The organism is Mesorhizobium sp. BR1-1-13, assembly GCF_020165515.1.
Taxonomy (GTDB): domain Bacteria; phylum Pseudomonadota; class Alphaproteobacteria; order Rhizobiales; family Rhizobiaceae; genus Mesorhizobium.
In genome coordinates this window covers 168,700-192,648 of the sequence record NZ_JAIUIH010000001.1, presented here as the reverse complement: position 1 = coordinate 192,648, position 23,949 = coordinate 168,700, and the positions used below count along the sequence as shown (strand labels likewise).

General features: G+C 63.6%; 30 protein-coding genes. 14 read left to right on the top strand and 16 right to left on the bottom strand.

The window, feature by feature from the left end; translation table 11 throughout:
• Positions 1-6 precede the first annotated feature (6 nt).
• Both LB533_RS01010 and LB533_RS01005 read left to right on the top strand, forming a co-directional pair.
• Positions 7-831 carry a YmdB family metallophosphoesterase gene (locus LB533_RS01010; RefSeq protein ID WP_224676465.1) on the top strand — a complete coding sequence of 275 codons (825 nt, stop codon included), beginning with the start codon at positions 7-9 and terminating at the stop codon, positions 829-831.
• A gap of 70 nt (positions 832-901) precedes the next feature.
• On the top strand, positions 902-1,663 hold the full coding sequence (locus LB533_RS01005) for a TerC family protein (RefSeq protein ID WP_224676464.1): 762 nt from the start codon (positions 902-904) through the stop codon (positions 1,661-1,663).
• Between the two features lie 50 nt (positions 1,664-1,713).
• Here LB533_RS01005 and LB533_RS01000 read toward each other — a convergent pair whose 3' ends face one another.
• The 3 genes from LB533_RS01000 to LB533_RS00990 form a co-directional block, all read right to left on the bottom strand.
• Positions 1,714-2,181, bottom strand: coding sequence for an SRPBCC family protein (locus LB533_RS01000; protein WP_224676463.1), 468 nt, complete (start codon positions 2,179-2,181; stop codon positions 1,714-1,716).
• Between the two features lie 204 nt (positions 2,182-2,385).
• A complete protein-coding gene (locus LB533_RS00995; RefSeq protein ID WP_224556306.1) occupies positions 2,386-2,775 on the bottom strand; it encodes a VOC family protein in 390 nt (129 codons plus the stop codon).
• A 17-nt stretch (positions 2,776-2,792) separates the two neighbouring features.
• Complete coding sequence (locus tag LB533_RS00990) at positions 2,793-3,275, bottom strand: SRPBCC domain-containing protein (protein WP_140641280.1); 483 nt, start codon at positions 3,273-3,275, stop codon at positions 2,793-2,795.
• A gap of 51 nt (positions 3,276-3,326) precedes the next feature.
• Between LB533_RS00990 and LB533_RS00985 the strand changes: the two genes are divergently transcribed.
• From LB533_RS00985 to LB533_RS00975, 3 genes are all read left to right on the top strand, one after another.
• Positions 3,327-3,650 carry an ArsR/SmtB family transcription factor gene (locus LB533_RS00985; protein ID WP_140493140.1) on the top strand — a complete coding sequence of 108 codons (324 nt, stop codon included), beginning with the start codon at positions 3,327-3,329 and terminating at the stop codon, positions 3,648-3,650.
• A 207-nt stretch (positions 3,651-3,857) separates the two neighbouring features.
• The gene (locus LB533_RS00980) at positions 3,858-4,607 is read left to right on the top strand and encodes a YebC/PmpR family DNA-binding transcriptional regulator (RefSeq protein WP_140493143.1); all 750 of its coding nucleotides are present in this window, start codon (positions 3,858-3,860) and stop codon (positions 4,605-4,607) included.
• Positions 4,608-4,619: 12 nt separating this feature from the next.
• On the top strand, positions 4,620-4,916 hold the full coding sequence (locus LB533_RS00975; protein ID WP_140641282.1) for a SelT/SelW/SelH family protein: 297 nt from the start codon (positions 4,620-4,622) through the stop codon (positions 4,914-4,916).
• Between the two features lie 248 nt (positions 4,917-5,164).
• Here the strand turns inward: LB533_RS00975 and LB533_RS00970 are convergent, their stop codons facing one another.
• A complete protein-coding gene (locus LB533_RS00970; protein WP_140641284.1) occupies positions 5,165-5,644 on the bottom strand; it encodes a DUF1772 domain-containing protein in 480 nt (159 codons plus the stop codon).
• 220 nt (positions 5,645-5,864) lie between these two features.
• On the opposite strand from LB533_RS00970, the gene LB533_RS00965 reads away from it, so the two are divergent.
• The gene (locus LB533_RS00965) at positions 5,865-6,521 is read left to right on the top strand and encodes a TetR/AcrR family transcriptional regulator (RefSeq protein WP_140641286.1); all 657 of its coding nucleotides are present in this window, start codon (positions 5,865-5,867) and stop codon (positions 6,519-6,521) included.
• A 73-nt stretch (positions 6,522-6,594) separates the two neighbouring features.
• Here the strand turns inward: LB533_RS00965 and rpmE are convergent, their stop codons facing one another.
• Complete coding sequence (gene rpmE / locus LB533_RS00960) at positions 6,595-6,816, bottom strand: 50S ribosomal protein L31 (protein ID WP_006327661.1); 222 nt, start codon at positions 6,814-6,816, stop codon at positions 6,595-6,597.
• Positions 6,817-7,024: 208 nt separating this feature from the next.
• Here rpmE and LB533_RS00955 point away from each other — a divergent pair, with 208 nt between their 5' ends.
• Positions 7,025-8,824 (top strand): ABC transporter transmembrane domain-containing protein, encoded by a 1,800-nt coding sequence (locus LB533_RS00955; RefSeq protein ID WP_140641288.1) that lies wholly within the window; start codon positions 7,025-7,027, stop codon positions 8,822-8,824.
• Between the two features lie 18 nt (positions 8,825-8,842).
• On the opposite strand, the gene LB533_RS00950 is transcribed toward LB533_RS00955, so the two are convergent.
• Positions 8,843-10,330: a carboxypeptidase M32 gene (locus LB533_RS00950; RefSeq protein ID WP_224676462.1), complete on the bottom strand. Its 1,488-nt coding sequence runs from the start codon at positions 10,328-10,330 to the stop codon at positions 8,843-8,845.
• Between the two features lie 141 nt (positions 10,331-10,471).
• Between LB533_RS00950 and LB533_RS00945 the strand changes: the two genes are divergently transcribed.
• Positions 10,472-10,825 (top strand): DUF1304 domain-containing protein, encoded by a 354-nt coding sequence (locus LB533_RS00945; protein ID WP_140641292.1) that lies wholly within the window; start codon positions 10,472-10,474, stop codon positions 10,823-10,825.
• Positions 10,826-10,902: 77 nt separating this feature from the next.
• On the opposite strand, the gene LB533_RS00940 is transcribed toward LB533_RS00945, so the two are convergent.
• From LB533_RS00940 to LB533_RS00900, 9 genes are all read right to left on the bottom strand, one after another.
• A complete protein-coding gene (locus tag LB533_RS00940) occupies positions 10,903-11,328 on the bottom strand; it encodes a hypothetical protein (protein WP_140641294.1) in 426 nt (141 codons plus the stop codon).
• Positions 11,329-11,578: 250 nt separating this feature from the next.
• Positions 11,579-12,610, bottom strand: coding sequence for a peptidoglycan -binding protein (locus tag LB533_RS00935; protein ID WP_140641296.1), 1,032 nt, complete (start codon positions 12,608-12,610; stop codon positions 11,579-11,581).
• 1 nt (position 12,611) lies between these two features.
• Complete coding sequence (locus tag LB533_RS00930; RefSeq protein WP_140493167.1) at positions 12,612-13,637, bottom strand: MotA/TolQ/ExbB proton channel family protein; 1,026 nt, start codon at positions 13,635-13,637, stop codon at positions 12,612-12,614.
• 104 nt (positions 13,638-13,741) lie between these two features.
• Positions 13,742-14,428, bottom strand: a complete 687-nt coding sequence (gene trhA, locus LB533_RS00925) for a PAQR family membrane homeostasis protein TrhA (RefSeq protein WP_224676461.1) — start codon at positions 14,426-14,428, stop codon at positions 13,742-13,744.
• 124 nt (positions 14,429-14,552) lie between these two features.
• Positions 14,553-15,353: an inositol monophosphatase family protein gene (locus LB533_RS00920; protein ID WP_140641300.1), complete on the bottom strand. Its 801-nt coding sequence runs from the start codon at positions 15,351-15,353 to the stop codon at positions 14,553-14,555.
• 87 nt (positions 15,354-15,440) lie between these two features.
• Entirely contained in the window at positions 15,441-16,007 is a 567-nt protein-coding gene (gene efp, locus LB533_RS00915) for an elongation factor P (protein ID WP_140493174.1), read from the bottom strand.
• Between the two features lie 140 nt (positions 16,008-16,147).
• The gene (locus LB533_RS00910; RefSeq protein WP_224676460.1) at positions 16,148-17,188 is read right to left on the bottom strand and encodes a tetratricopeptide repeat protein; all 1,041 of its coding nucleotides are present in this window, start codon (positions 17,186-17,188) and stop codon (positions 16,148-16,150) included.
• A gap of 1 nt (position 17,189) precedes the next feature.
• On the bottom strand, positions 17,190-17,837 hold the full coding sequence (locus LB533_RS00905; protein ID WP_224676459.1) for a thiamine phosphate synthase: 648 nt from the start codon (positions 17,835-17,837) through the stop codon (positions 17,190-17,192).
• A 130-nt stretch (positions 17,838-17,967) separates the two neighbouring features.
• Complete coding sequence (locus LB533_RS00900) at positions 17,968-18,873, bottom strand: DMT family transporter (protein ID WP_224676458.1); 906 nt, start codon at positions 18,871-18,873, stop codon at positions 17,968-17,970.
• A 128-nt stretch (positions 18,874-19,001) separates the two neighbouring features.
• On the opposite strand from LB533_RS00900, the gene LB533_RS00895 reads away from it, so the two are divergent.
• The 3 genes from LB533_RS00895 (at position 19,002) to LB533_RS00885 (ending at position 21,146) form a co-directional block, all read left to right on the top strand.
• The gene (locus LB533_RS00895) at positions 19,002-19,442 is read left to right on the top strand and encodes an Lrp/AsnC family transcriptional regulator (RefSeq protein ID WP_224676457.1); all 441 of its coding nucleotides are present in this window, start codon (positions 19,002-19,004) and stop codon (positions 19,440-19,442) included.
• An 87-nt stretch (positions 19,443-19,529) separates the two neighbouring features.
• Complete coding sequence (locus tag LB533_RS00890; protein WP_224676456.1) at positions 19,530-20,258, top strand: class I SAM-dependent methyltransferase; 729 nt, start codon at positions 19,530-19,532, stop codon at positions 20,256-20,258.
• A 117-nt stretch (positions 20,259-20,375) separates the two neighbouring features.
• Positions 20,376-21,146 (top strand): sulfite exporter TauE/SafE family protein, encoded by a 771-nt coding sequence (locus LB533_RS00885; RefSeq protein WP_224676455.1) that lies wholly within the window; start codon positions 20,376-20,378, stop codon positions 21,144-21,146.
• A gap of 21 nt (positions 21,147-21,167) precedes the next feature.
• Here the strand turns inward: LB533_RS00885 and LB533_RS00880 are convergent, their stop codons facing one another.
• On the bottom strand, positions 21,168-21,719 hold the full coding sequence (locus tag LB533_RS00880; protein ID WP_224676454.1) for a DUF2269 family protein: 552 nt from the start codon (positions 21,717-21,719) through the stop codon (positions 21,168-21,170).
• Between the two features lie 326 nt (positions 21,720-22,045).
• Here LB533_RS00880 and LB533_RS00875 point away from each other — a divergent pair, with 326 nt between their 5' ends.
• The 3 genes from LB533_RS00875 (at position 22,046) to ruvC (ending at position 23,942) form a co-directional block, all read left to right on the top strand.
• Positions 22,046-22,426 carry a cbb3-type cytochrome c oxidase subunit I gene (locus LB533_RS00875; RefSeq protein ID WP_140550847.1) on the top strand — a complete coding sequence of 127 codons (381 nt, stop codon included), beginning with the start codon at positions 22,046-22,048 and terminating at the stop codon, positions 22,424-22,426.
• A gap of 377 nt (positions 22,427-22,803) precedes the next feature.
• Positions 22,804-23,337 (top strand): DUF1465 family protein, encoded by a 534-nt coding sequence (locus LB533_RS00870; RefSeq protein WP_224676453.1) that lies wholly within the window; start codon positions 22,804-22,806, stop codon positions 23,335-23,337.
• A 92-nt stretch (positions 23,338-23,429) separates the two neighbouring features.
• On the top strand, positions 23,430-23,942 hold the full coding sequence (gene ruvC, locus LB533_RS00865; RefSeq protein WP_140641317.1) for a crossover junction endodeoxyribonuclease RuvC: 513 nt from the start codon (positions 23,430-23,432) through the stop codon (positions 23,940-23,942).
• Positions 23,943-23,949 lie beyond the last annotated feature (7 nt).

Sequence of the window (23,949 nt, the reverse complement as noted above, 5' to 3'; positions counted from 1 at the left end):
GCGTAGATGAGACTTCTCTTTCTCGGCGACATGGTCGGCAAGACAGGCCGCACGGCGGTGTGGGAGCAACTGCCGGGCCTGATCTCGGACTTCAGGCTCGATTTTGTCATCGTCAACGGCGAAAACGCGGCCGGCGGCTTCGGCATCACCGAGGAGATTTTTCGCGAGACCATCGCGGCCGGCGCCGATGTCGTCACCACCGGCAACCATGTCTGGGACCAGCGCGATGCGCTCGCCTTCGCGCCGCGCGAAGAGCGCTTCCTGCGCCCGTCCAATTTTCCCAAGGGGACGCCCGGGCGCGGCTCGGGGGTCTACATTGCCAGGAGCGGCGCGCGTGTGCTGGTCGCCAACATCATGGGCCGGGTGTTCATGCATCCCGAGCTCGACGATCCCTTCCAGGCCGGCGAGCGCGAGCTTGCCGCCTGTCCGCTCGGCGAGCAGGCGGATGCCGTGGTCATCGACTTCCACGCCGAGGCGACCTCCGAAAAGATGTGCTTCGCGCACTTCGTCGACGGCCGCGCCAGTCTCGTGGTCGGCACCCACACCCACCAGCCGACCGCCGATCACCATATCCTCAATGGCGGCACCGGCTACATTTCCGACGCCGGCATGTGCGGCGACTATGATTCCTCGCTCGGCATGGACAAGGAGGAGCCGCTCAATCGGTTCCTGTCGAAGGTGCCGAAGGGCCGTTTCGAGGCCGCGACCGGGCCGGCGACATTGTGCGGCCTCGGCGTCGAAATTTCCGACCGCACCGGCCTGACCGAGAAGATCGCGCCGTTTCGCCGCGGCCCGCGACTGGAGGAAACCGCGCCGTCTTTCTGGACGTGACATTGATATGGGGGCTCTCAATACCTAATTGCCGGCGACACTGCTCTAGATCGTAGAGGGGACGACCTCCATGCAGCTTATCGAGTTCCTGGCGCCGCACTTCGCCTTCGTAGCCGATCCCACTGCCTGGGTCGCGCTGTTGACCCTGGTGGTGCTCGAGATCGTGCTCGGCATCGACAACCTGATCTTCATCTCGATCCTGACCAACAAACTGCCTGAAGCGCAGCGGGCCCGTGCCCGCCGGCTCGGCATCTCGGCGGCGCTGGTCATGCGTCTGGTGCTGCTCGCCACCATCTCGATCATCGTCCAGCTGACGGCGCCGGTGTTCACGGCCTTCGGCCACGGTTTCTCCTGGCGCGACCTGATCCTGATCGCCGGTGGCCTGTTCCTGGTCTGGAAGGCAACCAAGGAAATCCACCACACGGTCGATCCGCAGGATCATCAGGACACGATGGTGGGCGCGCTGCAGCTCAGCCTGGCCGGCGCCATCTTCCAGATCCTGTTGCTCGACCTCGTCTTCTCCATAGATTCCATCATCACCGCGGTCGGCATGACCGACGAGATCGCGATCATGTATATCGCCGTGATCGTGGCGGTTACGGTGATGATGCTGGCGGCCACGCCCCTGGCGAACTTCATCGCCAGGAACCCCAGCATCGTCATGCTGGCGCTGGGCTTCCTTTTGATGATCGGCATGACGCTGATCGCCGACGGCATGGGCTACCATGTGCCCAAGGGTTACATTTACGCCGCCATGGGTTTCTCGGCACTTGTCGAAGGGCTCAACATGCTGGCGCGCAACCGCAAGAAGGCGAAGTCCGGCGGGAATTGAGTCTGGTGCTTGCTGTCGAGTAGTCCCGCCAGCGTTTCGGTGTAGAAGAGCTAGCCCGCCGGCACGCCCTTGGGGTGACGGTCGCCGATCAGATCAAGCGTCAGGCCCTGTTCAAGCCAGGCCTTGGCACCGGCGAGCACCAGCGAGAAGCCGTTGGTTGAATCGACCGCCTGTTTCACCTGTTCGTCGCCATTGCCGGCAAAGCCGAAGTTGCGAACCTCGAGAAAGGTTGCATCGCCTGGCATTTCGGTGAAGGTCCACACCACCGTCGCCGGTGGATCGTTCCATTGTATGACGATCTTTTCGTTACGGACGATTTCGTTGACGACCGCCGTCGTCGAGACGCCGTACATGCGCCACTCCCACTGAACCGGCCTGCCGCCGTCGAGCCGGCCGCTGGAATGGGTGAACCAGAACTTCGTAGTGATCGCCGGATCGACGATGGCCTCGAAAACGTCGGAGACCGGCCGCCGGATCAGCATGGCGGCTTCGGCCGTCGGTGGCTCGCGGATTTCCATAGCGTTCTCCTCTTCCGAATACGCCTTCACCAGGCGTCGGGCTCCCGCACCATGTGAACGACGTGGCGGGGCTGGTGATTCAAAAACCGCGGAAGCCGTCTCCCAGCGGCTCGATGGCATCGCATCGCTCGACACCGGCGAGATGATCGGCGGCGCCCGGGAAATCCCCGGTGAACAGTTCCAGCCGGCCTGGCTCGGGTCTTGCTATGGCAGATTGATCTGCCAGGAAACGCCGAACCTGTCGTTCAGCCAGGCAAAACGGCGGCTGAAGCCGTAATTGCCGGTCGGCATCAGAAACGTGCCGTCTTTGGACAGGGCCTCGACGATACGTTCCAGCTCGTCTTCGGTGGAACAGTCGACGAAGAGCGAGACCGACGGCGTGAAGGTGAAGGCGTGGCGAACCGGGCTGTTGAAGATCATAACCTCCGTGCCGCCGATGGATGCGCGAGCCAGCTTGACTGCCCCTTCGGGTCCCTCCTCGCCTGCACCGTAGCGCGTGAGGTCGAGGACGCGGCTATCCGGAATGGTCTCACAATAGAAGGCCATGGCTTGCTCGGCCTTGCCTTCGAACATCAGGAACGGGGTTACTTTCACGGCAGGCCTCCCTTCGCTCAAATGTTGGTCTCGTTGGCAGGCTCGCCCTTCATCTCGCTGCGATAGTAGCCGTCGCGCAGATTGATGCCGTATTCGACATAGGCCTTCATGCAGGCCAGCATCTGCGACCAGCCCTCGCAATTGAGATAGGACTTCCGCAGGCCGACTTCGCCTTCTTGCCAGCCACTCTCGGCGATGGTGACGAAGGTACCGCCATCGTCGAGCGGCTCGAAATTCATCTCGATGCGGGTCTTGTAGGCCGGCTTTCCCTCTTCGTCGGTGGCATCCCAGCGCAGCACGATGCGGCTGTACCTGACGATTTCGTCGACTTCGACCGGCACCTTGCCCCACCACACGACATTGGCGCCCGGCACCAAGGGCGCGCTGGCACCGCCGATGGTGGTGAAATAGGAGCTGAGCTTCTTCGGATTGACGACCGCGTCGAAGACGTCGGCGACCGGTTTGCCGATGCGTCCTGAAACCCTGAATCCAAGAGACATATCCACAGCTCCTTCCTTGATTGATAGGAGTTTATGTTATAAAAAAATAACATGTCAAGCCGATCGCAAGACGACAATGTTTTCAAGGCGCTGGCGCATCCGCGCCGGCGCGAGATGCTGGATCTGCTGAAGGACGCGCCAAAGACGACCGGCATGCTGTGCGAGGCATTTTCCGATGTCGACCGCTGCACCGTCATGCTGCACCTCAAAGTGCTGGAAGAGGCCGATCTCATCGTGGCGCGGCGCGAGGGGCGCGAGCGCTGGAACCATCTCAACGCGCTGCCGATCAAGCAGATTCACGACCGCTGGATAAGCCAGTACGCCGGCCATGCGCTTAGCATCATAGACCGGCTGAAATCCGATCTGGAGGGGTGAACGGCCGTCACGGCTTTGCCATGCGTGGCAAAGCGCGGCGCGGCTGGACGAATTGAGCCGATTTATCTATAAGCCAGCCATTCCGACAAAGAGCGCCATACGTCCATCGGACGCAGCAGGGACGTTCTGACATTTTGAATTCGAGCATTGCGGAAGGCGGGTCATGCATCGCCGCGCAATGCTCTAGCCGAACACGACAGGGGTGCCATGGCTGGCCATTCACAGTTCAAGAACATCATGCACCGCAAGGGCCGTCAGGACGCGGTGCGGTCGAAAATGTTTTCCAAGCTGGCGCGCGAAATCACCGTCGCGGCCAAGAGCGGGACGCCCGATCCGTCGATGAATCCGCGCCTGCGCCTTGCCGTGCAGAACGCCAAGGCGGTGTCGATGCCGAAGGACAACATCCAGCGCGCCATCAACAAGGCGTCGATGGGCGACGCCGAAAATTACGAAGCCGTGCGTTACGAGGGCTACGGTCCCGGCGGCGTCGCCGTGATCGTCGAGGCGCTGACCGACAATCGCAACCGCTCGGCTTCGAATGTGCGCGCCGCCTTCACCAAGGCCGGTGGGGCGATGGGCGAAACCGGCTCGGTGTCGTTCATGTGGGATCGGGTCGGCGAGATCTATTATCCGGCATCGGCCGGCAGCGCCGACAAGGTCATGGACGCGGCGATCGAAGCCGGCGCCGATGACGTGGAGTCGGACGAGGAAGGTCACACCATCTATTGCGCCTTCGAAAACCTCGGCGAGGTGTCGAAGGCACTGGAAGCCTCTCTCGGCGAGGCGGAATCGGTGAAGCCGATCTGGAAACCGCAGAACAATGTTCCGGTCGACGAAGAACGCGCCCAGTCGCTGATGAAGCTGGTCGCCACGCTCGAGGACGACGACGACGTTCAAAGCGTCTACGCCAATTTCGAGGTCGACGAGGAGACCATGGCCAAGCTCAGCGCTGCGTGAGCAAAGCCTGACATGACCGAAAAACCGCTGCCCACCATCCGCATCACCTATTGCACGCAGTGCCAGTGGTTGCTGCGTGCCGGCTGGATGGCGCAGGAACTGCTGTCGACATTCGGCGTCGATCTGGGCGAGGTGACGCTGGTGCCCGGCACCGGCGGCGTCTTCACCATAAGCTGCAACGAGGTGCTGGTCTGGGATCGCAAGCGCGACGGCGGCTTTCCGGATGCGGCAAAACTCAAGCAACTGGTGCGCGACGTCATCGACCCGGACCGCGATCTCGGTCATGCCGATCGCAAGGCGAAGAGCTGAGACTTTTCGCGGAAGCCGAACGTCATTTTCCTCGCCTCTGCCCGAAAATCGCGCCGATCCCGGCGCCGATTGCTATGCCCATGCCGATGCCGACGGCAAGGTCATCCATCGCTGCGCCACAGACAGCGCCGAGGCCGATCCCCGCGGCCAATGCCCAAGGCCATGGTGGAATACGGGTCGTTCACGGCGCGTCTCCCGACAAACAGGCCTCCGTCGCCGCGATGCCGAACGCGGCGGACCGAGACATGTCAATGCGCGGCGAACCAGAAGGATGCCAGCGCGGCGATGGCGGTGATGGCGCGCACGTGGTTCCACATCACCCAGTCCCTGAGATAGGTGGTCCATACAGCAGCGCCGTTGCTGCTCGCCGGATCGACGGCGGCCAGCGCGTCGTTGAGCGGCACGTTGAAAACCATCGTCACGATCGGGTTGCCGACGAGATAGATGACTGCGCCGGCCAATAGCCAGAAGGAGCCTGGCTGCTGCCAGCCGATGATGGCGCCGGCGATCAAGACAAGGCAGATCAGGCCGGTGCCGAACAAGGCGGTCATGAACATCGGCGTGATGACGGTGATGTTGATCGAGTTCATGGCGGCGATGCCGCCCGCGGCAGGCAGGCGAGCCATTGCCGGCATGACGAAGTTGGAAAAGGCGAAGAACACGCCGCCGACAACGCCCGAGCCGATAGCGGCGATGAAGATGAGGGTGGGAAGTAGTTTCGCGATCATGTCAGTTGCTCCAGATGCCGGTTGCGGCGGTTCAGTCGCAATGGGCAGAAAGGTTTTGGGGGGTGGCCGGGCACCCGTTCGACGCCTTCAAATCAATTATCCCGTTTGCTTCTTTCAGAACATGAGGAATCCTCATATTTGCAAAACGTGATAAACTCTCGTATTTTGCGAGTCAAGTCATTTCTGGGTGGCATTACCGCCCGGCGTCTGTTGAAGAGCCATGGAAAAAACCGCCACGTCCCCACAGGAACAGGTCGCCACGCCACGCCGCGCGCCGAGCCAGCAGCGCAGCCGTGAACGGGTCGAGCGCATGCTCGCCGCCGCCTCGGCGCTGATTGCCGAGCAAGGCAGCGATGCCATGCGCATGGGCGAGGTGGCGAAGCGGGCTGGGGTGTCGATCGGCTCGCTCTACCAGTTCTTTCCCGACAAGCGGGCGATCGTCTGGGCGCTGGCCGAGCGCTACACCGCCGAGAGCCAGGCCTGCATTTCAGCCTCGCTCAAGGACGTCGGCGACGCCGAGGGCCTTCGGCAGGCGTTCTCGGAGCTGGTGGACATTTATTACCGTCTGTTTCTCGACGAGCCGGTGATGCGCGATATCTGGTCGGGCACGCAGGCGGACAAGGCGCTGCGCGAACTGGAGCTTGCCGACAGCCGTGCGAACGCCGAATTTCTCACTGCGGCGCTCAAGCGCCTGCGGCCCGATGCCGATGCCGTCGCGCTGGAGACGACGGCGTTTCTCGTCTGGCAAATGGGCGAGGCCGCCATGCGGCTGGCGATCTCGGTCGAGCGGCAGGAGGGCGACAGACTGGTTGCTGCCTACAAGCGCATGGCGCTCCGGGAATTGCTGGCGGAACAGGATGCACGGGCAGCGCGCTAGAATGAGTATCCATCTAAGCACAAAAAACCCGCCACGAGGGCGGGTTCTCTGGTCTGCGAAAAGCTGATGTGGCCTAGAGGCCGAAACCTTCGAAGCGCTTCTTGAACTTCGACAGGCGGCCGCCGCGATCGAGCAGGGTCTGCTGGCCGCCGGTCCAGGCCGGGTGCGTGGTCGGGTCGATGTCGAGGTTCATCGTATCGCCTTCCTTGCCCCAGGTCGAACGGGTCATGTACTCGGTGCCGTCGGTCATGACGACCTTGATGGTGTGGTAGTCGGGATGGATATCGGTCTTCATGGCTCGGTTCCTGGCTTGCCGGGCGCGGCTGACGGGCTGAAAGCCTGCGTCGATGCGCCCCTTTTTAAAACTCGAAGCCGCAGCTATTGAGGAGCCACGGCTTCTAAAACGGTCGGCGAGCCTATACATCAGCCGGAATTGAATCACAAGGCCGCGGCAAGCGCATATTGAGGCGCATAGCTGAAGGCGGCCAAGAGGAAAGACCAGGATGGCGCAAACCAGCAGCGCAGACGAGCGCCGGCGCTCGCTCAAGCCGCTCAGGCGCCTGTTTCCCTACATCGGCCGCTACCGCACATTGGTGGCGGGCGCCGTCATCTCGCTGATCATCGCGGCGGTGACGACGTTGGCGCTGCCGCTGGCGGTACGGCGCATGATCGATCATGGTTTCACGCCGTCCGGTTCCTCCTTCATCGCCGAATATTTCGCCGCGCTGGTGGCGATGGCCGCGCTGCTGGCGGCGGCATCGGCGGGCCGCTACTATTTCGTCATCACGCTCGGCGAGCGCGTCGTCGCCGATATCAGGCGCGATGTCTTTGCCCATGTGACGAAACTGTCGCCGGCCTTCTTCGACACTGCCCAGTCGGGCGAGATCGTGTCGCGGCTCGCCGCCGACACCACGCAGGTCAAGTCGGCGGTCGGGGCGACCGCTTCGGTGGCGCTGCGCAATGTCATCCTTGGCCTCGGCGCGGTCGCGATGATGGTCTTCACCAGCCCGAAACTGTCCGGTCTGGTCATCGCAGCCATTCCAATCATCGTGCTGCCGCTGGTCGCCTTCGGCCGCTCGGTGCGGCGCAAGTCAAGGCAGGCGCAGGACACGCTGGCCGATGCCACCGCCTATGCCAGCGAGCAGATCGGCGCGGTGCGCACATTGCAGGCCTTCACCAATGAGACGCTGGTCACCGGGCGGTTTTCGGGTGCGGTGGAGGCCGCCTTCGAGGCCGCGCGCGCCTCGATCTTCGCGCGCTCGTTCCTCACCTTCTTCGCCATTTTCACGATTTTCTCCTCGGTCGTGGCGGTGCTGTGGTTCGGCTCGCGCGACGTGCTCGACGGCAATCTGTCGCCGGGCACGCTCGGCCAGTTCCTGCTCTATTCGGTATTCGCCGCCGGTGCGCTCGGCGCGCTATCGGAGGTCTGGGGCGAATTGGCCCAGGCAGCAGGTGCCGCCGAACGGCTAACGGAAATCCTGGCCGAGGAGCCGGCGATCGTGGCGCCTGCCGATCCCAGGCCGCTGCCGGTGGCGAGCAAGGGAGCGATCAGCTTCGAGGCGGTGTCCTTCTCCTACCCGGCCCGGCCCGACCGCGCCGCCGTCCACGGCCTGAGCTTCTCGGTCAAGCCTGGCGAGACGGTGGCGATCGTCGGTCCCTCGGGAGCGGGCAAGAGCACGGTATTCTCGCTGATCCTGCGCTTCTACGATCCGGAGACCGGCAGGATCCTGATCGACGGCGTCGACATCCGCGAAGCCGATCCCGTTTCGGTCAGGCAGCGCATCGCCATCGTGCCGCAGGACGTCACCATCTTCGCGGCCAGCGCGCGCGACAATATCGGCTTCGGCCGGCCGGGCGCCAGCGGGGCCGAGATCGAGACAGCGGCGAAGGACGCGCTGGCCGACGAATTCATCCTCAAGCTCGAGAAGGGCTATGACAGCCAGGTCGGCGAGCGCGGCGTGACGCTGTCGGGCGGGCAACGCCAGCGGGTGGCGATCGCGCGCGCCATCCTGCGCGACGCGCCGATCCTGTTGCTCGACGAGGCGACCTCGGCACTCGACGCCGAAAGCGAGACGCTGGTGCAAATGGCGCTGGAGCGGCTGATGCGGGGCCGCACCACAATCGTCATCGCGCACCGCCTGGCGACGGTGCTGAAGGCCGACCGTATCCTGGTGATGGATGGCGGCCGCATCGTCGAGGAAGGCACGCATCAAAGCCTGGTGACCAAAGGCGGCATCTATGCCCGGCTGGCCAAGCTGCAGTTCGAGACCGGTGCCAGCGCCTTCAGGGGCGCGGCTGAGTAACGGCTACGCTGGGCGTGCTCACGCGGCTCCATAACGTTTGCGCAGGTGGTCGGTGAAATAGACGGCATTGAGCTTTTCACCGGTGGCGCGCTCGAGCAGGTCGGGCGTCGACCAGCGCGAGCCCTGCGACCATATGTTCTTGCGGCGCCAATCGTTGATGGCACCGAAATTGCCCTTGGCAAGATCGTCATCGGCCGACGGATGCTCCCGTGTCAGCGCAGCCCATTGCTGCGCCGCCATCATGGCGCCCAGCGTGTAGGACGGAAAGTAGCCAAAGGCGGCAGCAGGCCAATGCACGTCCTGCATCGGCCCGTCCGCGGGATTGTCGATGGTTGAGAGGCCGAGGTAGTCGCGCATCCTGGCATCCCAGGCCTCGGGCAGGTCGGCCACCTCGATCTTGCCGGAGACGAGCTCCTGCTCCAGCTCGTAGCGCAGGATGACATGAAGCGGGTATGTCACCTCGTCGGCATCGACACGGATCAGGCCACGCTCGACATGGTGGACATGCGGCAGGATGTCGTCGAGCGACCAGGCTTCGCCGAGATGCTTTTCCACGACCGGCAATGCCCAACGCCAGAAGGCGGGATTGCGCCCGATCTGCTTTTCAACGAACAGGCTCTGGCTTTCATGCACCGCCATGCCGCGCGCCTTGCCGAGCGGCCAGTGCGACCAGGCCTTGGGCAGATTCTGCTCGTAGAGTGCATGGCCGGTCTCGTGCAGCACGCCCATCAGCGCCGACAGGAAATCGGACGTCTTGTAGCGGGTGGTGATGCGCACGTCGCTCGGCACACCGCCGCAGAACGGATGGTGCGACACCGACAGCGAGCCGTGCGTCAGGTCGAAGCCGACCGCCGCCATCATGGCGAGGCCGAGTTCGCGCTGCCTGTCGACCGCATAGGTTCCCGAAAGCGGCTTCAGAGGTCGCTTGCGCAGCCGCGCTTCCTGCACCGCCAATGCTTCCGGCACGAAACCCCTGAGAAATGTCCTCAGCTCGGTGAAGACAGGCGTGATATCCGCGGCGCGGTTGCCGGGGTCGTATTGCTCCATCAGCGCGTCGTAGGGGGCGAGGCCGAGAATGTCGGCGCGTAGGGCCGCCTCTTCGCGCACCAGCGCCACGACGCCCTCAAGCGCCGGCAGGAAGCCCGCCCAGTCGTTCTTGGCCCGCAGGTCGCGCCACAACTGCTCGCAGCGCATGCGGGCGGTCGTCTGGCGTTCGACGAATTCGACAGGCAGGCAGGTCAGGTTGGTGTAGTGCCGCCGCAGTTCGGCCAGCGCCGCCCGCTGTTCATCGTCAAGCGCTTCGCCTTCGGCGGCGGCGATCCAGTCCGCTATTTCCGGCGCGGTCGCCCTGGTGTGGTACATGCCGGCAAGTGCCGCCATGGCCTCGGCGCGCTTCTCGCCGCCGCCGACGGCCATGTGGGTCGCTTCATCGGCGCCGAGGATGGCCAGCGCGTGCTCCAGGGCTTCGAGCTTATGGCCGAGGTCATCGAGTTTTTGAAAGGACATGGTGGCTTCCGTGATTGGGACGGGGCGAAAAGATACCAACGCCTGAGCGTTTGCAACCCTCACGCGCCGTCCGGCAGATGCGCCTTGCGCTGGCGAGCCGACGCGTGGAATGCTGGCCATGACACATCACGGGGGAACACAATGATCGGCAACATCCTGGTCGGACTGGTGGCCTTGATCCATGTCTATATCGTCTATCTGGAGATGGTGCTCTGGGACACGCCGCGCGGGCACAAGGCATTCCGGCTGACGCCGGAATTCGCCAGCGCCTCGAAGGTGCTTGCCGCCAATCAGGGGCTCTACAACGGCTTTCTCGCCGCCGGCCTGATCTGGGCGCTCTCCCTCGGCGCGGCCGGGTTCCAGGTCAAGGTTTTCTTCCTGCTCTGCGTGGCCGTTGCCGGGCTCTACGGGGCGGCAACGGTCGGTCGCAAGATCCTGTTCGTGCAGGCCGCGCCGGCAGCGGCTGCCTTGGTCGCGGTCTGGCTCGGCTGGTGAGGAAAAGAGGCGCCTGCGAGATCGGGTCCCGTAGACGCCAGGTGGTCCCTTCCTCTTGGGCCGCGATCAGAATGGCCTCAGCCGTTCGGATAGTTCCCGCCGTCGGCGCCGTCGCCCATCAGGAAGCCGCTGCCGACGTCGACCCTCAGCCGCTGGTCGACATTGTCGAGACGGCGCAGCAGGTCATGATATTGTGCGGCCGGTATCCTGCCGTGATCCGACGAGGCAATCTTCTCGGCCGCCTGACCTATGCGAGCGGTGCGCATCTCCAGGCGCTCCGCCGCGGCCGGGGTGATGTTGTTGGCCTGTCTGGCGGTGATTATGCCCTGATGGACGCCTTGAACCTGTTCAATGAGAGCCTCGACACGCGGGCCGGTCATGTCGGTCGGGTCGGTCGCGTCGAGCGCGCCCCTGTGGTGACCCGCGGCGTAGGCGCCGGCAAGGGGGGCGGCGACAAGAATCGCGGCAAGGGTTGCAGTCTTGAGAGATGCTGAAGAGCGCATGACGGCGCCTCCTTTTTGCTGCGGAAAAGAACGGCTCTGCGTTCCGCTTCCGGACGATGCGGGCCGTCCAGTTCCGTCGCGTCGCGATGGGAGGCATCGCCGGCGGTTCTCGGCCCTGCGCGACACGCTAGGAGCGCTCCGTGGCGAAGTGTAATTAAAAAAAGATAATCTTTTCAGGCCTTGCCGGTGCGCACCTGCGCCCTAGAGTTGAGCCGGCGAACAAATTCGCGTGAGATCGCGTGATGATGGATCACCGTTCGGTGAGCTTCAGTTCGATCCGGCGGTTCTTGTTGCGCGCCTCTTCGGTGTCGGCGGGGTCGAGCGGCTGGAACTCGCCGAAGCCGGCGGCGACCAGCCGGTTGGCCGGCACGCCGTTCTCGATCAGGAACTTCACTACGGAAGTCGAGCGCGCCGTCGACAGCTCCCAATTGTCGCGATAGCGACCGGTGCCGGACAACGGCTTGTTGTCGGTATGGCCATCGACGCGCAGCACCCAGTTGATCTCCGGGGGGATCTCCTTCTGTAATTCGATGATGGCGTCGGCAAGTTTCTTCATCTCGACCTTGCCGGCATCGTTGATCACCTCCGAGCCGGTCGGAAACAACACTTCCGACTGGAAGACGAAGCGGTCGCCGACGATGCGGATGTTCTCGCGGTCGGCGAGGATCTCCCGCAGGCGGCCGAAGAAGTCGGAGCGGTAGCGGTTGAGTTCCTGCACGCGCTGCGCCAACGCCACGTTGAGGCGGCGGCCAAGGTCGGCGATCTTGGTGTTGGAATCGCGGTCGCGGGCCTCGGAGACGTTGAGCGCATCCTCGAGCGCGCCGATCTGCTTGCGCAAGGCCGCGATCTGCTGATTGAGGATCTCGACCTGGCTCAGTGCCTGCTGGCTGATCTGGCGCTGGCTGTCGAGCTCGCCCGTCAGCGCCGCCGCGCGCTGGTTGGCTGCATCACCGGCGCCCGCACCTTGCGCCAGCAACTGCTGGAGCCGGCTCTTCTCCGCCTCCGCCGCCGACAGCGATGCCTGCAGATTGGCGAGCGAATCCTCCTTGTCCTGCGTCGTGGAACGCTCCAGCGCCAGAAGCTGCGTCAGTTCGTTGATCTGCGAATTGAGGCGGTTGAGCACGGCGTCCTTGCCGGAGATTTCGCGGCCGAGCAGGAACTGCGCCAGCACGAAGACGGTGAGCAGGAACATGATGGCCAGAAGCAGCGTCGACAGCGCGTCGACGAAGCCCGGCCAATAGTCGATACGGCGGTCGGCGCGCCGGCTCCTGGCGAGCGCCATGCTAGTGCACCCCGGTCTTCTTCAGGGCGTCGGCGATCTTTTCCAGCGTGTTGCGCATCGCCTTTTGTTCATCCGACTGCGCTTCGACCCAGTCGCGCATGATCTGCTGCTCGGAGCGCATGTTCTTGACCAGGCCGGAAATGCCGTCGGCGAGATTGGCCATGGCGGTGGCAACGCGCGGGTTGGAGCCGCCGCCATTCTCCTGCATGCTGCGCAGCCGCTCGGACAGCAGGCGGATTTCGTCGGAAGGCTCGGTCCGGACCGCGTCGGAGACGACGATGTCGGACGACAGGTCGGTGACCGAGGACAGCCAGTTCTCCAGCTCGGTGTAGAAGCGCGTCTGGGCGCGGCCGGCCTGCAGGTCGAGAAAACCGAGAACGAGCGAGCCGGACAGGCCGAACAGCGAGGACGAGAAAGCCGTGCCCATGCCGGCGAGCGGCGCCGACAGCCCTTGCTTCAGGGAATCCAACACAGCGGCGGCGTCGCCCGTGCCGGGATCGAGCGACTCGATTGTCTCGCGGATGGAGCCGATCGTGTTCAGCAGGCCCCAGAAAGTGCCGAGCAGGCCAAGGAACACCAGGAGGCCGACGAGGTAGCGCGAGGTGTCGCGGCTTTCATCGAGGCGCGTGGCGATGGAATCGAGCATGGTGCGCATCGAACTGGTCGAAAACGCCATGCTCGACGAGCGGCCGATCATCGCCTTCATCGGCGCCAGCAGCACCGGTTCGGTGATCTCGGAGCCAGCGCGGAAGGAGTTGACCCAGCGCACTTCACGAAACAGCCGCCCGACCTGGACGAAGGCCAAAAGGATGCCGACGGCAAGCACGCCGATGATCAGGCCGTTGAGCCCCGGATTGGTGACAAAGGCGGTCGAGATCTGCCGGGTCAGGATCGCTGCGATGAAGGCGACGATGGCCAGGAAGATAACCATGGTCAGCAGGAAGACCTGCGGGCTCGACAATTTATGTGGGTCGTAGATCAGCACGTCGGAGCGCCTGCCCATGCCGAAGGATCTGAGAAAAGCCATCCGTGCCCCGTTTCCGATGCCACTGCCGCCGATCACGTGCCCGCGACTCTAAACGGAATTGTGACCAAATTGAATGGTGCTTGGCAATATAGCCGCAAGCGGCTTTACAGGCGATTGATGACCAGACAATCGACCATCGCCGCCAGATGCAGGCCGGCGCCAGTGACGACGAAGCCGTGCCACAGCGCATTGTGGAAGCGCAGCCCTTTCCAGGCGAAGAAGATGACGCCGCAGGAATAGACGACGCCGCCGGCGACAATGAGCACGATCGAGGTGGTCGGCAGAGTCTCGACGAGCGGCTCGACCAGGACGATGCCGCTCCAGCCGATGGCGAGATAGAAGACGATCGCCAGCCGGTCGAAGCGGCCGGGGAAAAACACCTTTATGGCGATGCCGATGATGGCCGCGGTCCAGACCAGGACGATCATCCAGCCGGCCAGCGCCGAGCCGTCGAGCTGCGCGAGAAAGGGCGTGTAGGTGGCGGCGATCAGCAGATAGATCGCAGCGTGGTCGAAACGCCGCAAAATCCACTTCACCGGCGAGGTCACCGGCCATAGATTATAGGTCAGCGACACCGAGAGCACGGTGAGCAGCGATACGACATAGAAAGCGGCGGCGATGTATTCACCCGGTCCGACCCGGGAGGCGGCCAGCGCCAGCAGCGCCGAACCGGCCGCTATCGCCAGCACGATGCCGACGGCATGGACGATGCCGTCGGCGATCATCTCGGCACGCGAATAGTGCCATCGTCCGACAAAGGGAATCTCGATCTGCGGCGGCGTCTTGATCATCATCGTCCTGCGTCAACCCTATCTGGGCAAGCGCCGGACAGTATTTCAAGCTTTGTTTGCCGTTTTGCGACTGCGTCGCTTCAGCGCGGCGGGGATTTGATTTTACACTACGCTTTTTCCTGCTTCAGCGGGCAGCGAGGGGCTTTTTCACGGTTTTCAGGAGCGCGCGCTGGATGATCTCGTTGCCGGCAACGACCGAACCGTTGTCGAGCATGTCCTGGCCGCCGTCCATGTCGGAGGCGAACCCTCCTGCTTCACGGATCAGCAACAGGCCGGCTGCGATGTCCCAAGGCGACAGGCCGACTTCCCAGAACCCGTCCATGCGGCCGGCGGCGACGTAAGCGAGATCGAGCGAGGCCGAACCCAGGCGCCGGACGCCGGAAACCTCGGCCATGACATTGCGCAATTCGATCAGGAAATTGCCATGCTGGCCACGCCCCAGATGCGGCACGCCGCAGCCGATGACGCTGTCGATGAGCTTGGTGCGGCCGGCGACACGCAGGCGGCGATCGTTCATGAAGGCGCCGCCGCCGCGTTCGGTCGTATAGAGCTCGTCCATCGCCGGATTGTAGATGACGCCGGCCACGATCTGGCCCTGGCGCTCGAGCGCGATCGAGACAGCGAAAAGCGGAATGCCGTGCAGGAAATTGGTGGTGCCGTCGAGCGGATCGACGATCCAGCGGTGCTGGCTGTCATCGCCGGTGATCGTGCCGCGCTCTTCCATCAGGAAGCCGTAGCCGGGCCGCGCCTTCGACAGTTCGGCAAAGACAATGTCCTCGGCCTTGCGGTCTGCCTGGCTGACATAGTCGCCCGGTCCCTTCATCGAGACCTGCAGGTTCTGGACCTCGCCGAAATCGCGCGACAGCGAGCGGCCGGCCTTCATTGCGGCCTGGACCATGACGTTGAGAAGGGCTGAGCGTGCCATCGTAACTCTTCCTGCTGCCCGCGCTTTAACCTTTATCCTGATGCATGTCGGCGACCCGAAACCTGGGCCACCTTTGGGCGACCTGCATCAGTCGGCGCGGCGCATATAAGTGATTTCATTGGTGTCGACGACGATGCGTTCCCCCGCGCCGATGAAGGGCGGCACCAGCACGCGAATGCCGTTTTCCAGCACCGCAGGCTTGTAGGAAGAGGCCGCTGTCTGGCCCCTTACCACCGGGTCCGCCTCGGTGATGGTCAGCGTCACCTGGTCGGGGAGCGAAATACCGATCGGCCTTTCCTCGTAGAGCTGGACCGTCACCATCATGCCGTCCTGCAGGAAAGCGGCGCGGTCGCCGACGAAATCCTTCGCCAGCTCGAGCTGCTCGTAGCTCTCGGTGTCCATGAATACCAGGGCGTCGCCCTGCTCGTAGAGGAAGGAAAAATCCTTGAGATCGAGCCGGATCTGCTCGACCGTCTCTGCCGAACGGAAGCGCTCGTTCAGCTTGGTGCCGTTGATGAGGTTCTTCAATTCGACCTGGTTATAGGCGCCGCCCTTGCCCGGCTTGACGGTGTTGGTTTTGACGGCCACCCACAGGCCGCCATCGTGCTCGATGACGTAGCCGGGACGGATTTCGTTGCCGTTGATCTTGGCCATGATGATGTGATCCGGGAATGAGATGTTCGCAAGACAGCGATTTCGGGCTCCCAAGACCACAAAACACCCAAAGAGGCAAGGGAGTGGGCAGGATGGGCCGAGTTACGGGGCGACGCGCCGGCCGATTTCGCCAACCGCCATCAAGGCAAGCGGTTCGCCTTCTGCAGTGCCTGCTTGGTCTGGTCGTCGCTCAACCCTTGCAGGAAATCGTCCATCTCGGGGTCGATGAGGCCGGCGCGGCGGGCCACGATGTACCAGGCGCCGGCAAGCACGAGGTCCGGCTCGGTGCCGATGCCTTGCATATAGAGTTTCGCCAGGCGGTTCTGGGCGGCGACATTGCCGCCTTCGGCGGCCTGCTTCATCCAGCCGAAGGCGGATTTCAAATCACGCCCGCCGCCGCGGCCCTCGATCATCCAGGTTGCGAGGTCGAGCTGCGCGGTGTCGTAGTTTTGCCGCGCGGCCTGAGCCAGCAGGCGCCGGGCCTGGGCGTCGTCGCGCGATTTGCCGCCTACGCCGTTGGCATAGATCTGCGACATCGCATACTGGGCGTCGGAGAGGCCGGTCGCCGCGGCGCGCTCGTAATAAGTCACGGCCTTGGCGATGCCGGCGTCGCCGGGGTCCTGCTGGACCAGCATCTGCGCGAAATTGAATTGCGCCAGCCGGTTGCCCGCTTCGGCGGCGGCCTGCATCAGCGCATAGGCTTCCTTTTCGTCCTTTTTGACGTAGCGGCCGTCGAGCAGCATCAGCGCATATTGGAACTGCGATTCCGGCACCCCTTGCTCGGCGGCGGCGGCGTACCATTTCGCCGCTTCGGCCGCGTGGAGGGGCACACCCAGTCCGCGCGACAGGATCTCGGCCACCAGCGTCTGCGCCGCCGGGTCGCCGTTTTGCGCGCGCACCAGCGCGAGATTGTAGGCGGTCTTGTAGAGCCCGCGCTGGAAAGCGCCGTAGGCCGCATCCGACGGCTTGGCGCCGAAGCGGTCGGGATTGATCGCGTCGGCCGAAGGCAATGGCGCTGGCTCGGCGGTGGTGGCGGGCTGCGGCAACTGCTTTTCGATCGGCTTGTCGGTATGCACGCCGGCATCGGGCTTAGGGTGCGGCAAAGGAATCGTTTCGGCGGCAGCGGCCTGGATCATGACCGCGGCAAGCAGGGCCTGAAGGGGAAGCCTTGCCGAAGACATGTCAGTCCTCGAAGCGCGGTGCGGTTTCGTCGAGCACCGCATTGGCCTGCGCGATCGCCGCTTTGGGATCGACGCCGTCGGCGAACGCCGCACTCGACAGCGCAACGAACTCGGCGCCCGTATCTGCAACGGTTTCGATGGAAGCGAGCTCCGATCCGGCCATGACGATGCAGGGGATCTGGATCATCTGCGCCCACCATCGCCCCAGCGCCAGGTTGCGCGGATGCGGATCGGGCTTGTTGTCGTAGCCGAAGCGGCCGAAGAAAATATAGTCGGGCCTGACTTCGCCGAGTTCGAGCGCGTCATCACGCGTCTTGGCGCCGCCGGCGCCGACCATCATCTTTGCCTGGAAATGCTCGACCGTCTCGGCGAGCTCGGCCTTGGAAACCTCGACATGAATGCCGTCGGCCTGGACACGCCCGGCGATGCGCGTATCGCCGGCAATGACGACCGCGATGCCGGCTGCCTGTGCTGCCGGCACGATTTCGGCGGCGAAGGCCTGGAAGGAGGCTTCGTCCATGTCGTTCTGCGGCAGGATCAGCGAGGCGACGTCGCCACCGTCGAAGGCCGAGACAATATGGGCGGCCGGCACGCCAGACGGCGCGATCAGCACGATGCGGCAGCGATTGGGGGGCGTTGCGTCGTTCATGGTCTTCGATCCCGGGTTTCGCCTATGCCGGGCGAAGATGGTTGGATTGCGGCATAGAGCAAAGTGCCCGCTTTGAACAGGCGGGCAGGCGGGATCGCTATCTTGACCGCCGGGGCGCCGGCGATTGGCGTTACTCGATCGGTTGCGGACCTGCCGCGGCAGGCCTCCGCTTCCACAATGTCCAGCCGAGATTCATGCCGGCGGCCGCGATAAGGATGGCGACGGCGCCGACGAGCTGGCTGAGATGCAGGCGATGGCCGAATGCCGTGACGTCGACCAGGATCGCAACGATCGGGTAGATGAAGGACAGCGATCCCTGCAGATGCGTCGGCAGCTTCTGGATGGCGCCATACATCAGGATGTACATCAGGCCGGTGTGGACGATGCCGAGCGTTGCCAGCATGGCCCAGCTCCGGGCGTCGGTCGGAAGATGCGAGAGATTGGCGAAGGGCGCCAGCATCAACACGCCGACACAGACCTGGACGAGCGCGATGAGATGCGGCGGCGTGCCCTTGAGCTTCTTGGTGACGATGGCAGCGACGGCCCAGAAGAAGGCAGCGGCCAGCGCCATGACGATGCCGGCGAAATAGTTGGTGCCGACTTCGCCGGCGTCGGGGGCGGCCTCGACGATCAGCACCATGCCGGCGAAGGCGATTGCCAGCCAGGTCAATTTCGTCAGGGTCAGCCGCTCGCCGAAGAAGAGCGCGCCGAAGCCGACCAGCATGAAAGGCTGGGTATTGTAGACAGCGGTGGCGATCGAGATCGACGCGCGCGAGAATGCGCTGAACAGCAGCAGCCAGTTGACGACGATGGCTGCGCCACCGAGGGCTGCGATGACGAAAACGCGAAGCGACAGCCTGTTGCGCAAAAGGCCGAGGCCGGCGCAGATGACGAGCAGCGTCACCGCGCCGAAAGCGCAGCGCCAGAACACCACATCCATGATAGGCTGGCCGGACAGGACAACGAACCATCCGATCGTTCCCAGGATCGCCATTGCGGCGGACATTTCGATCGTCCCACGGACTTTATCGTTCACGGCAAACCTCCGAAGCGTTGCGGGCATAATCTCATGCGGCTCAAGGGGTTTCCATGAAACTAGAAAGGCGATAAGCTGTTTTCTCCTAATTTAAACAGGCATCGCGCTAGAAATCCTGAGAATGTAAAATGCTTGACGAGCTCGACCGACGCCTCCTCGAAATCCTGGTGAGGGATGCGCGGACTTCGCTGAAGGAGCTGGCCGGCCAGGTCGGGCTGTCGTCGCCGAGCGTTTCGGAGCGGCTGAGGCGGCTCGAGGAGCGTGGCGTGATCAGGGCTTTCACCGTCGAGATCGACCCGCTGGCGCTCGGCTATACATTGCAGGCGATCGTGCGCATCAAGCCGCTCCCGGGCAAGCTGCACATCGTCCAGAAGCTGATCGAGGAGATCGCCGAATTCGGCGAATGCGATAAGGTGACGGGGGACGACTGCTTCGTTGCCAGGCTGTTCGTGCGTTCGATCGGCGACCTCGACGGTATCCTCGATCGCATCGCCGACAAGGCTGAGACCAGCACCGCCATCGTCAAGGCTCAGCCGATCCGGCGGCGGCCGCCACCGCTCGGCGCATGACCGGTCCGCGTTTCTTGACTCTGCCTGCCGGTGGTGGAAATGCGTGGCGGCTCCGCCAGTCAGGCATATGAACAACGAGGAAGGAACATGGCGCAGAATGTCTACGATCAGCCGGATTTCTTCGCAGGCTACAGCCAGCTCGGCCGGTCCGTCGAAGGGCTGGAGGGCGCCGCCGAGTGGCCGGCGCTGCGCGCGATGCTTCCCGACGTCGGCGGCTTGCGAATCGTCGATCTTGGTTGCGGTTTCGGCTGGTTCTGCCGCTGGGCTCTTGAACACGGGGCCAAGGAGGTTCTGGGTCTCGACCTGTCGGAAAAGATGCTCGCCCGGGCGCGTGCCGCCGGCCCGGATGCCGGCATCGTCTACGAACGCGCCGATCTCGATGAACTCAGCCTGCCGCGGACGGCTTTCGATCTCGCCTACAGCTCGCTTGCCCTGCACTATGTCAGCGATGCCGCGCGGCTGTTCCAGACCGTGCATCAGTCCCTGGTCCCCGGCGGGCATTTCGTCTTCTCGACGGAGCATCCGATCTATATGGCGCCGACCCTTCCCGGCTGGTCTGTCGATGCCGAAGGCCGCAAGACATGGCCTGTCGACCGGTATCTGGTGGAGGGACCGCGCAAGACAGACTGGCTGGCCAAGGGAGTTGTGAAACATCACCGCACCATCGGCACCACGCTCAACGCGCTGATCCGGTGCGGCTTCACCATCGAGCATGTCGAGGAATTCCGTCCGACGGACGCGCAGATCGCGGCCAAGCCCGAACTGGCGGAAGAGCTCGAGCGACCGATGTTCCTGCTGGTCTCGGCCCGGCGATAGATCAGAGCAGAATGGGCCGGCCTTGCTGTGGCGACGCCCACATTTGCTGTCGCTCCGCTCGGGAATCTGGGCTATTCAGGCGTTGACGCGCTTTCCCTCCAGACCAGTCCCTCCTCCATGTCAGGCCTGCTTTCCGATCCGTGGTTCTATGCGGCCGCCGTCCCGGCGATCATTCTGGTCGGCCTGTCCAAGGGCGGATTTGGCGGTGCGGTCGGTTTCGTCGGCGTGCCGCTGATGGCGCTGACCATGCCGCCGGTGCAAGCGGCGGCCATCCTGCTGCCCATCCTGTGCCTGATGGACATCGTTTCGGTATGGACGTGGTGGGGCGTCTATAACAGAAAGATGCTGGCCGACATGATGCCCGGCGCGGTGATCGGCATCGGTCTCGGTTGGCTGACGGCCGCACTGGTCACTGAGGAGGCGGTGCGGCTGATCGTCGGCGCCGTCGCCATCATTTTCGTGCTGCGCTGGCTCTATCTGAAGTACCGCCACGGCGCCGACCATGCGGCGCACCCCAACCGCGTCGCCGCGGCCCTCTGGGGCACGGTCGCCGGCTTCACCAGCTTCGTCGCCCATGTCGGCGGCCCGCCCTTTCAGGTCTACGCGCTGCCGATCCGGCTCGACCCGAAGGTGTTGTCTGGCACGGCGGCGATCTTCTTTGCCGCCACCAACGCGCTGAAGCTCGTTCCCTATTTCGCGCTCGGCCAGTTCGACAGCACCAATCTGACCGCGTCGGCGGTGCTGATGCCGCTGGCGCCGCTATCCACCGTCGCCGGCGCCTGGCTGGTGCGCCGCATGCGTCCGGAGATATTCTATCCCTTCACCTATGCGACGGTGGCGGTCGTCGCGGTGAAGCTTCTGTGGGACGGGATCGCCGGCCTGATGTAGCCGCGACCGTTTTCGCCTGCCTCAGGCGACGCCCGGCACCATGCGCCTTGGTCGGCCGAGCGCCAGGGTGGCGCCAGCCGCCAACACAAGCACCATGGCGGCAAGGACCGTGAAGTCGTCGATGGTCGGCTTCAGCACCATGTCGGCGATGATGACCAGCATCACCGCATAGTCGAAGCGCGCCGCCCGCAGGATGCGCTGGCCATAGGCTAGGGCGGCCGGCGTCACGCCATCCCTGGCGATCATCGCGCCCATGTGGTCGGCGCTCGGCTTGAAGACGAACATGCCGATTGAAAAGGTGGTCGCGTAGCCGGCAAGACCGATCAGGATCCACAGTTGCGAGAAGCCGACCCAGAACCAGCACATGATCAGCCCGAAGGCCAGTGTCAGCATCGACATCGGCGCGAAGAAGCGGTTTCCCAATTCGCCCGTGGCGCGCATTGCCTGCAGCGTTCCCTGGATGTTTCCCGAGCGGTCGGCAAGCGTCGCCAGCACCATCAGCGCGAAGCCGCCGCCGACCCACAGGGTCGCCGAAAGTATGTGCAGCAATTTGACGATGGAATACCAATCCATGGCTTTCTCCCCGGTGCCTGATGTAGCGAAGGAAGCGAGCCGTCGCCCCCCACCGCTTCGATGGCCAAGCGTGTATCGCCGCGCCTGTTTCGGAACGATGTCGTGAAAAAACCAGTTCTGTTTCAAGTGCCGGATAACGTAAGGAGCCGCTGATATTGCGAGCGCGCCATCCGGGTTTCTGCCATTATGAGCAGCGTCCGGGGGCGCGACATCGTCCAGAAACAGTGCCGATGCTAGTGCGCCCGAGCCGGGAGCCCGGTGGCGAGAGCAATCGCCTGACGATCAACCCTTTCCCGAACACGGGAAAGGCAACTCGGGGGAAAGATATGCAAGGGGTAGCACGGAATTTCTTCACGCTGGCCGTTATCTATGCGCTGTGCGGCATGGCGCTCGGCCTGTACATGGCGATCAGCCAGGACCATGGCCAGATGCCGACCCACGCCCATACGATGGTCGCTGGATGGCTGATGTCGGCGGTCTTCGCCTTCTTCTATCACCTGTTTCCGGCGGTCGGACAGAAGACGGTTGCCGTCGTTCACTTCTGGCTGACCGCAATCAGCGGCATCGGCCTTTTGATCGGGCTCTACTTCCTGCTTGGCGGCAATGCCGCGATCGAACCGCTGGTGGCGGCGTCTTCGATGGGTTTCTACGCGGCCTTGCTGCTGTTTGCCTTCATTGCCTTGCCGGCGGTGTGGAAAACGGCCTGAGTCGAGGCTCGGCACATCTTCAGGAACTGTGCTGTTACGGCACAGTGGCGCGGGGTTCGCTCAAAAAACATCGGCGCCGTTAAGGGTTCATTAAGCTTTACAGGCGTTTACTATGCGCATCCAGTGATCTGGATTCTTACCGAGTGGTTGGAGCCACTTTGTTTGACGCCTCCCTGTTAAACTCCTGAGAGCCGCCTTATCCGCGGCTCTTTTTTTGTCCGCTTTCCAGCGACACGCGCCGGATCGCGTTAACCTTCTGTTAAACATGTGCTTGCCTTCACCCCGGACGAAGCGCATTTTCAAGCTTCAGTTATGTAGGGTTCCGGGTGTATCGGCAGTAAGCCGAATCGGCCGGTTGCAAGTGCAGGGGCGCATCGATGAACGAGCCTTCGAAGGGCAGCGCGAAAACCGTCAAGCTGGCGGAACGTCGGGTCTTTTCGCACTCCTTCAAACCGCTCTACCAGGAAGGCATGGGGCTGGTCGAACAGGCGGCGGAGTATCTAGACGGCAAGGGCCGGGCCGAGGCCAAGAAGCTGTCCCGGCTGGCGGCCACGCTCTATGCAGCCGAATCGATGCGGCTAACCACAAGGCTGATGCAGGTCGCCTCGTGGCTGCTTCTGCAGCGCGCCGCGAATTCCGGCGAGATGACCCGCGATCAGGTCGCGTCGGAAAAGTCCAAGGTGCGCCTCGACACCGCCTCCGCCCATGACGAGGCGGCCGGCTGGGCCGAACTGCCCAAGGATTTCCTCGACCTCGTCAACCGGTCGCTGCGCCTGCAGGCACTGGTGCGCCGCATGGACGAGGAGATCTACGGCGCCGGCGCGGTGGTCGACATGCAGCCCATGAGCCGCCGGCCCAATCCGGTCTCGGCCCAGATCAGCCTGCTCAATACGGCTTTCGCCCGCAACTAAGGAGTTTGGAGCATTTCTGGCCCGGCAGGCTGCTGTTTCCGGTTTGTTCACATTTCGCTGGCATCGCTGTCCGCCGGAGGTAGAGTAACCGGATGGGGGACGCGATTCGCATCATCGGTATCGATCCGGGGCTCAGGCGCACCGGCTGGGGTATTGTCGAGAGCCTCGGCAATTCGCTGCGCTTCGTCGCGTCCGGCACGGTGCGTTCCGAAGACAAGGCGGCGCTGGCAACGCGGCTTTGCCAACTGCATGACGGGTTGGCTGAAATCCTGCATTCCGCCATGCCGCATGAGGCGGCCGTCGAACAGACCTTCGTCAACAAGGATGCGGTGGCGACGCTGAAGCTTGGCCAGGCGCGCGGCATCGCCATGCTGGTGCCGGCACGCGCCGGCCTGGTCGTTGCCGAATATGCACCCAATGCCGTCAAGAAGGCGGTGATCGGCGTCGGCCATGGCGACAAGAAGCAGATCCACATGATGGTAAAGGTGCTGCTGCCGAAAGCGACCTTCGACACCGAACATGCCGCCGACGCGCTCGCCATAGCCATTTGCCACGCGCATCACCGGCAAAGCGTCGCCTATCGGATGACGGCATTGGCATCGTGAGGGATTG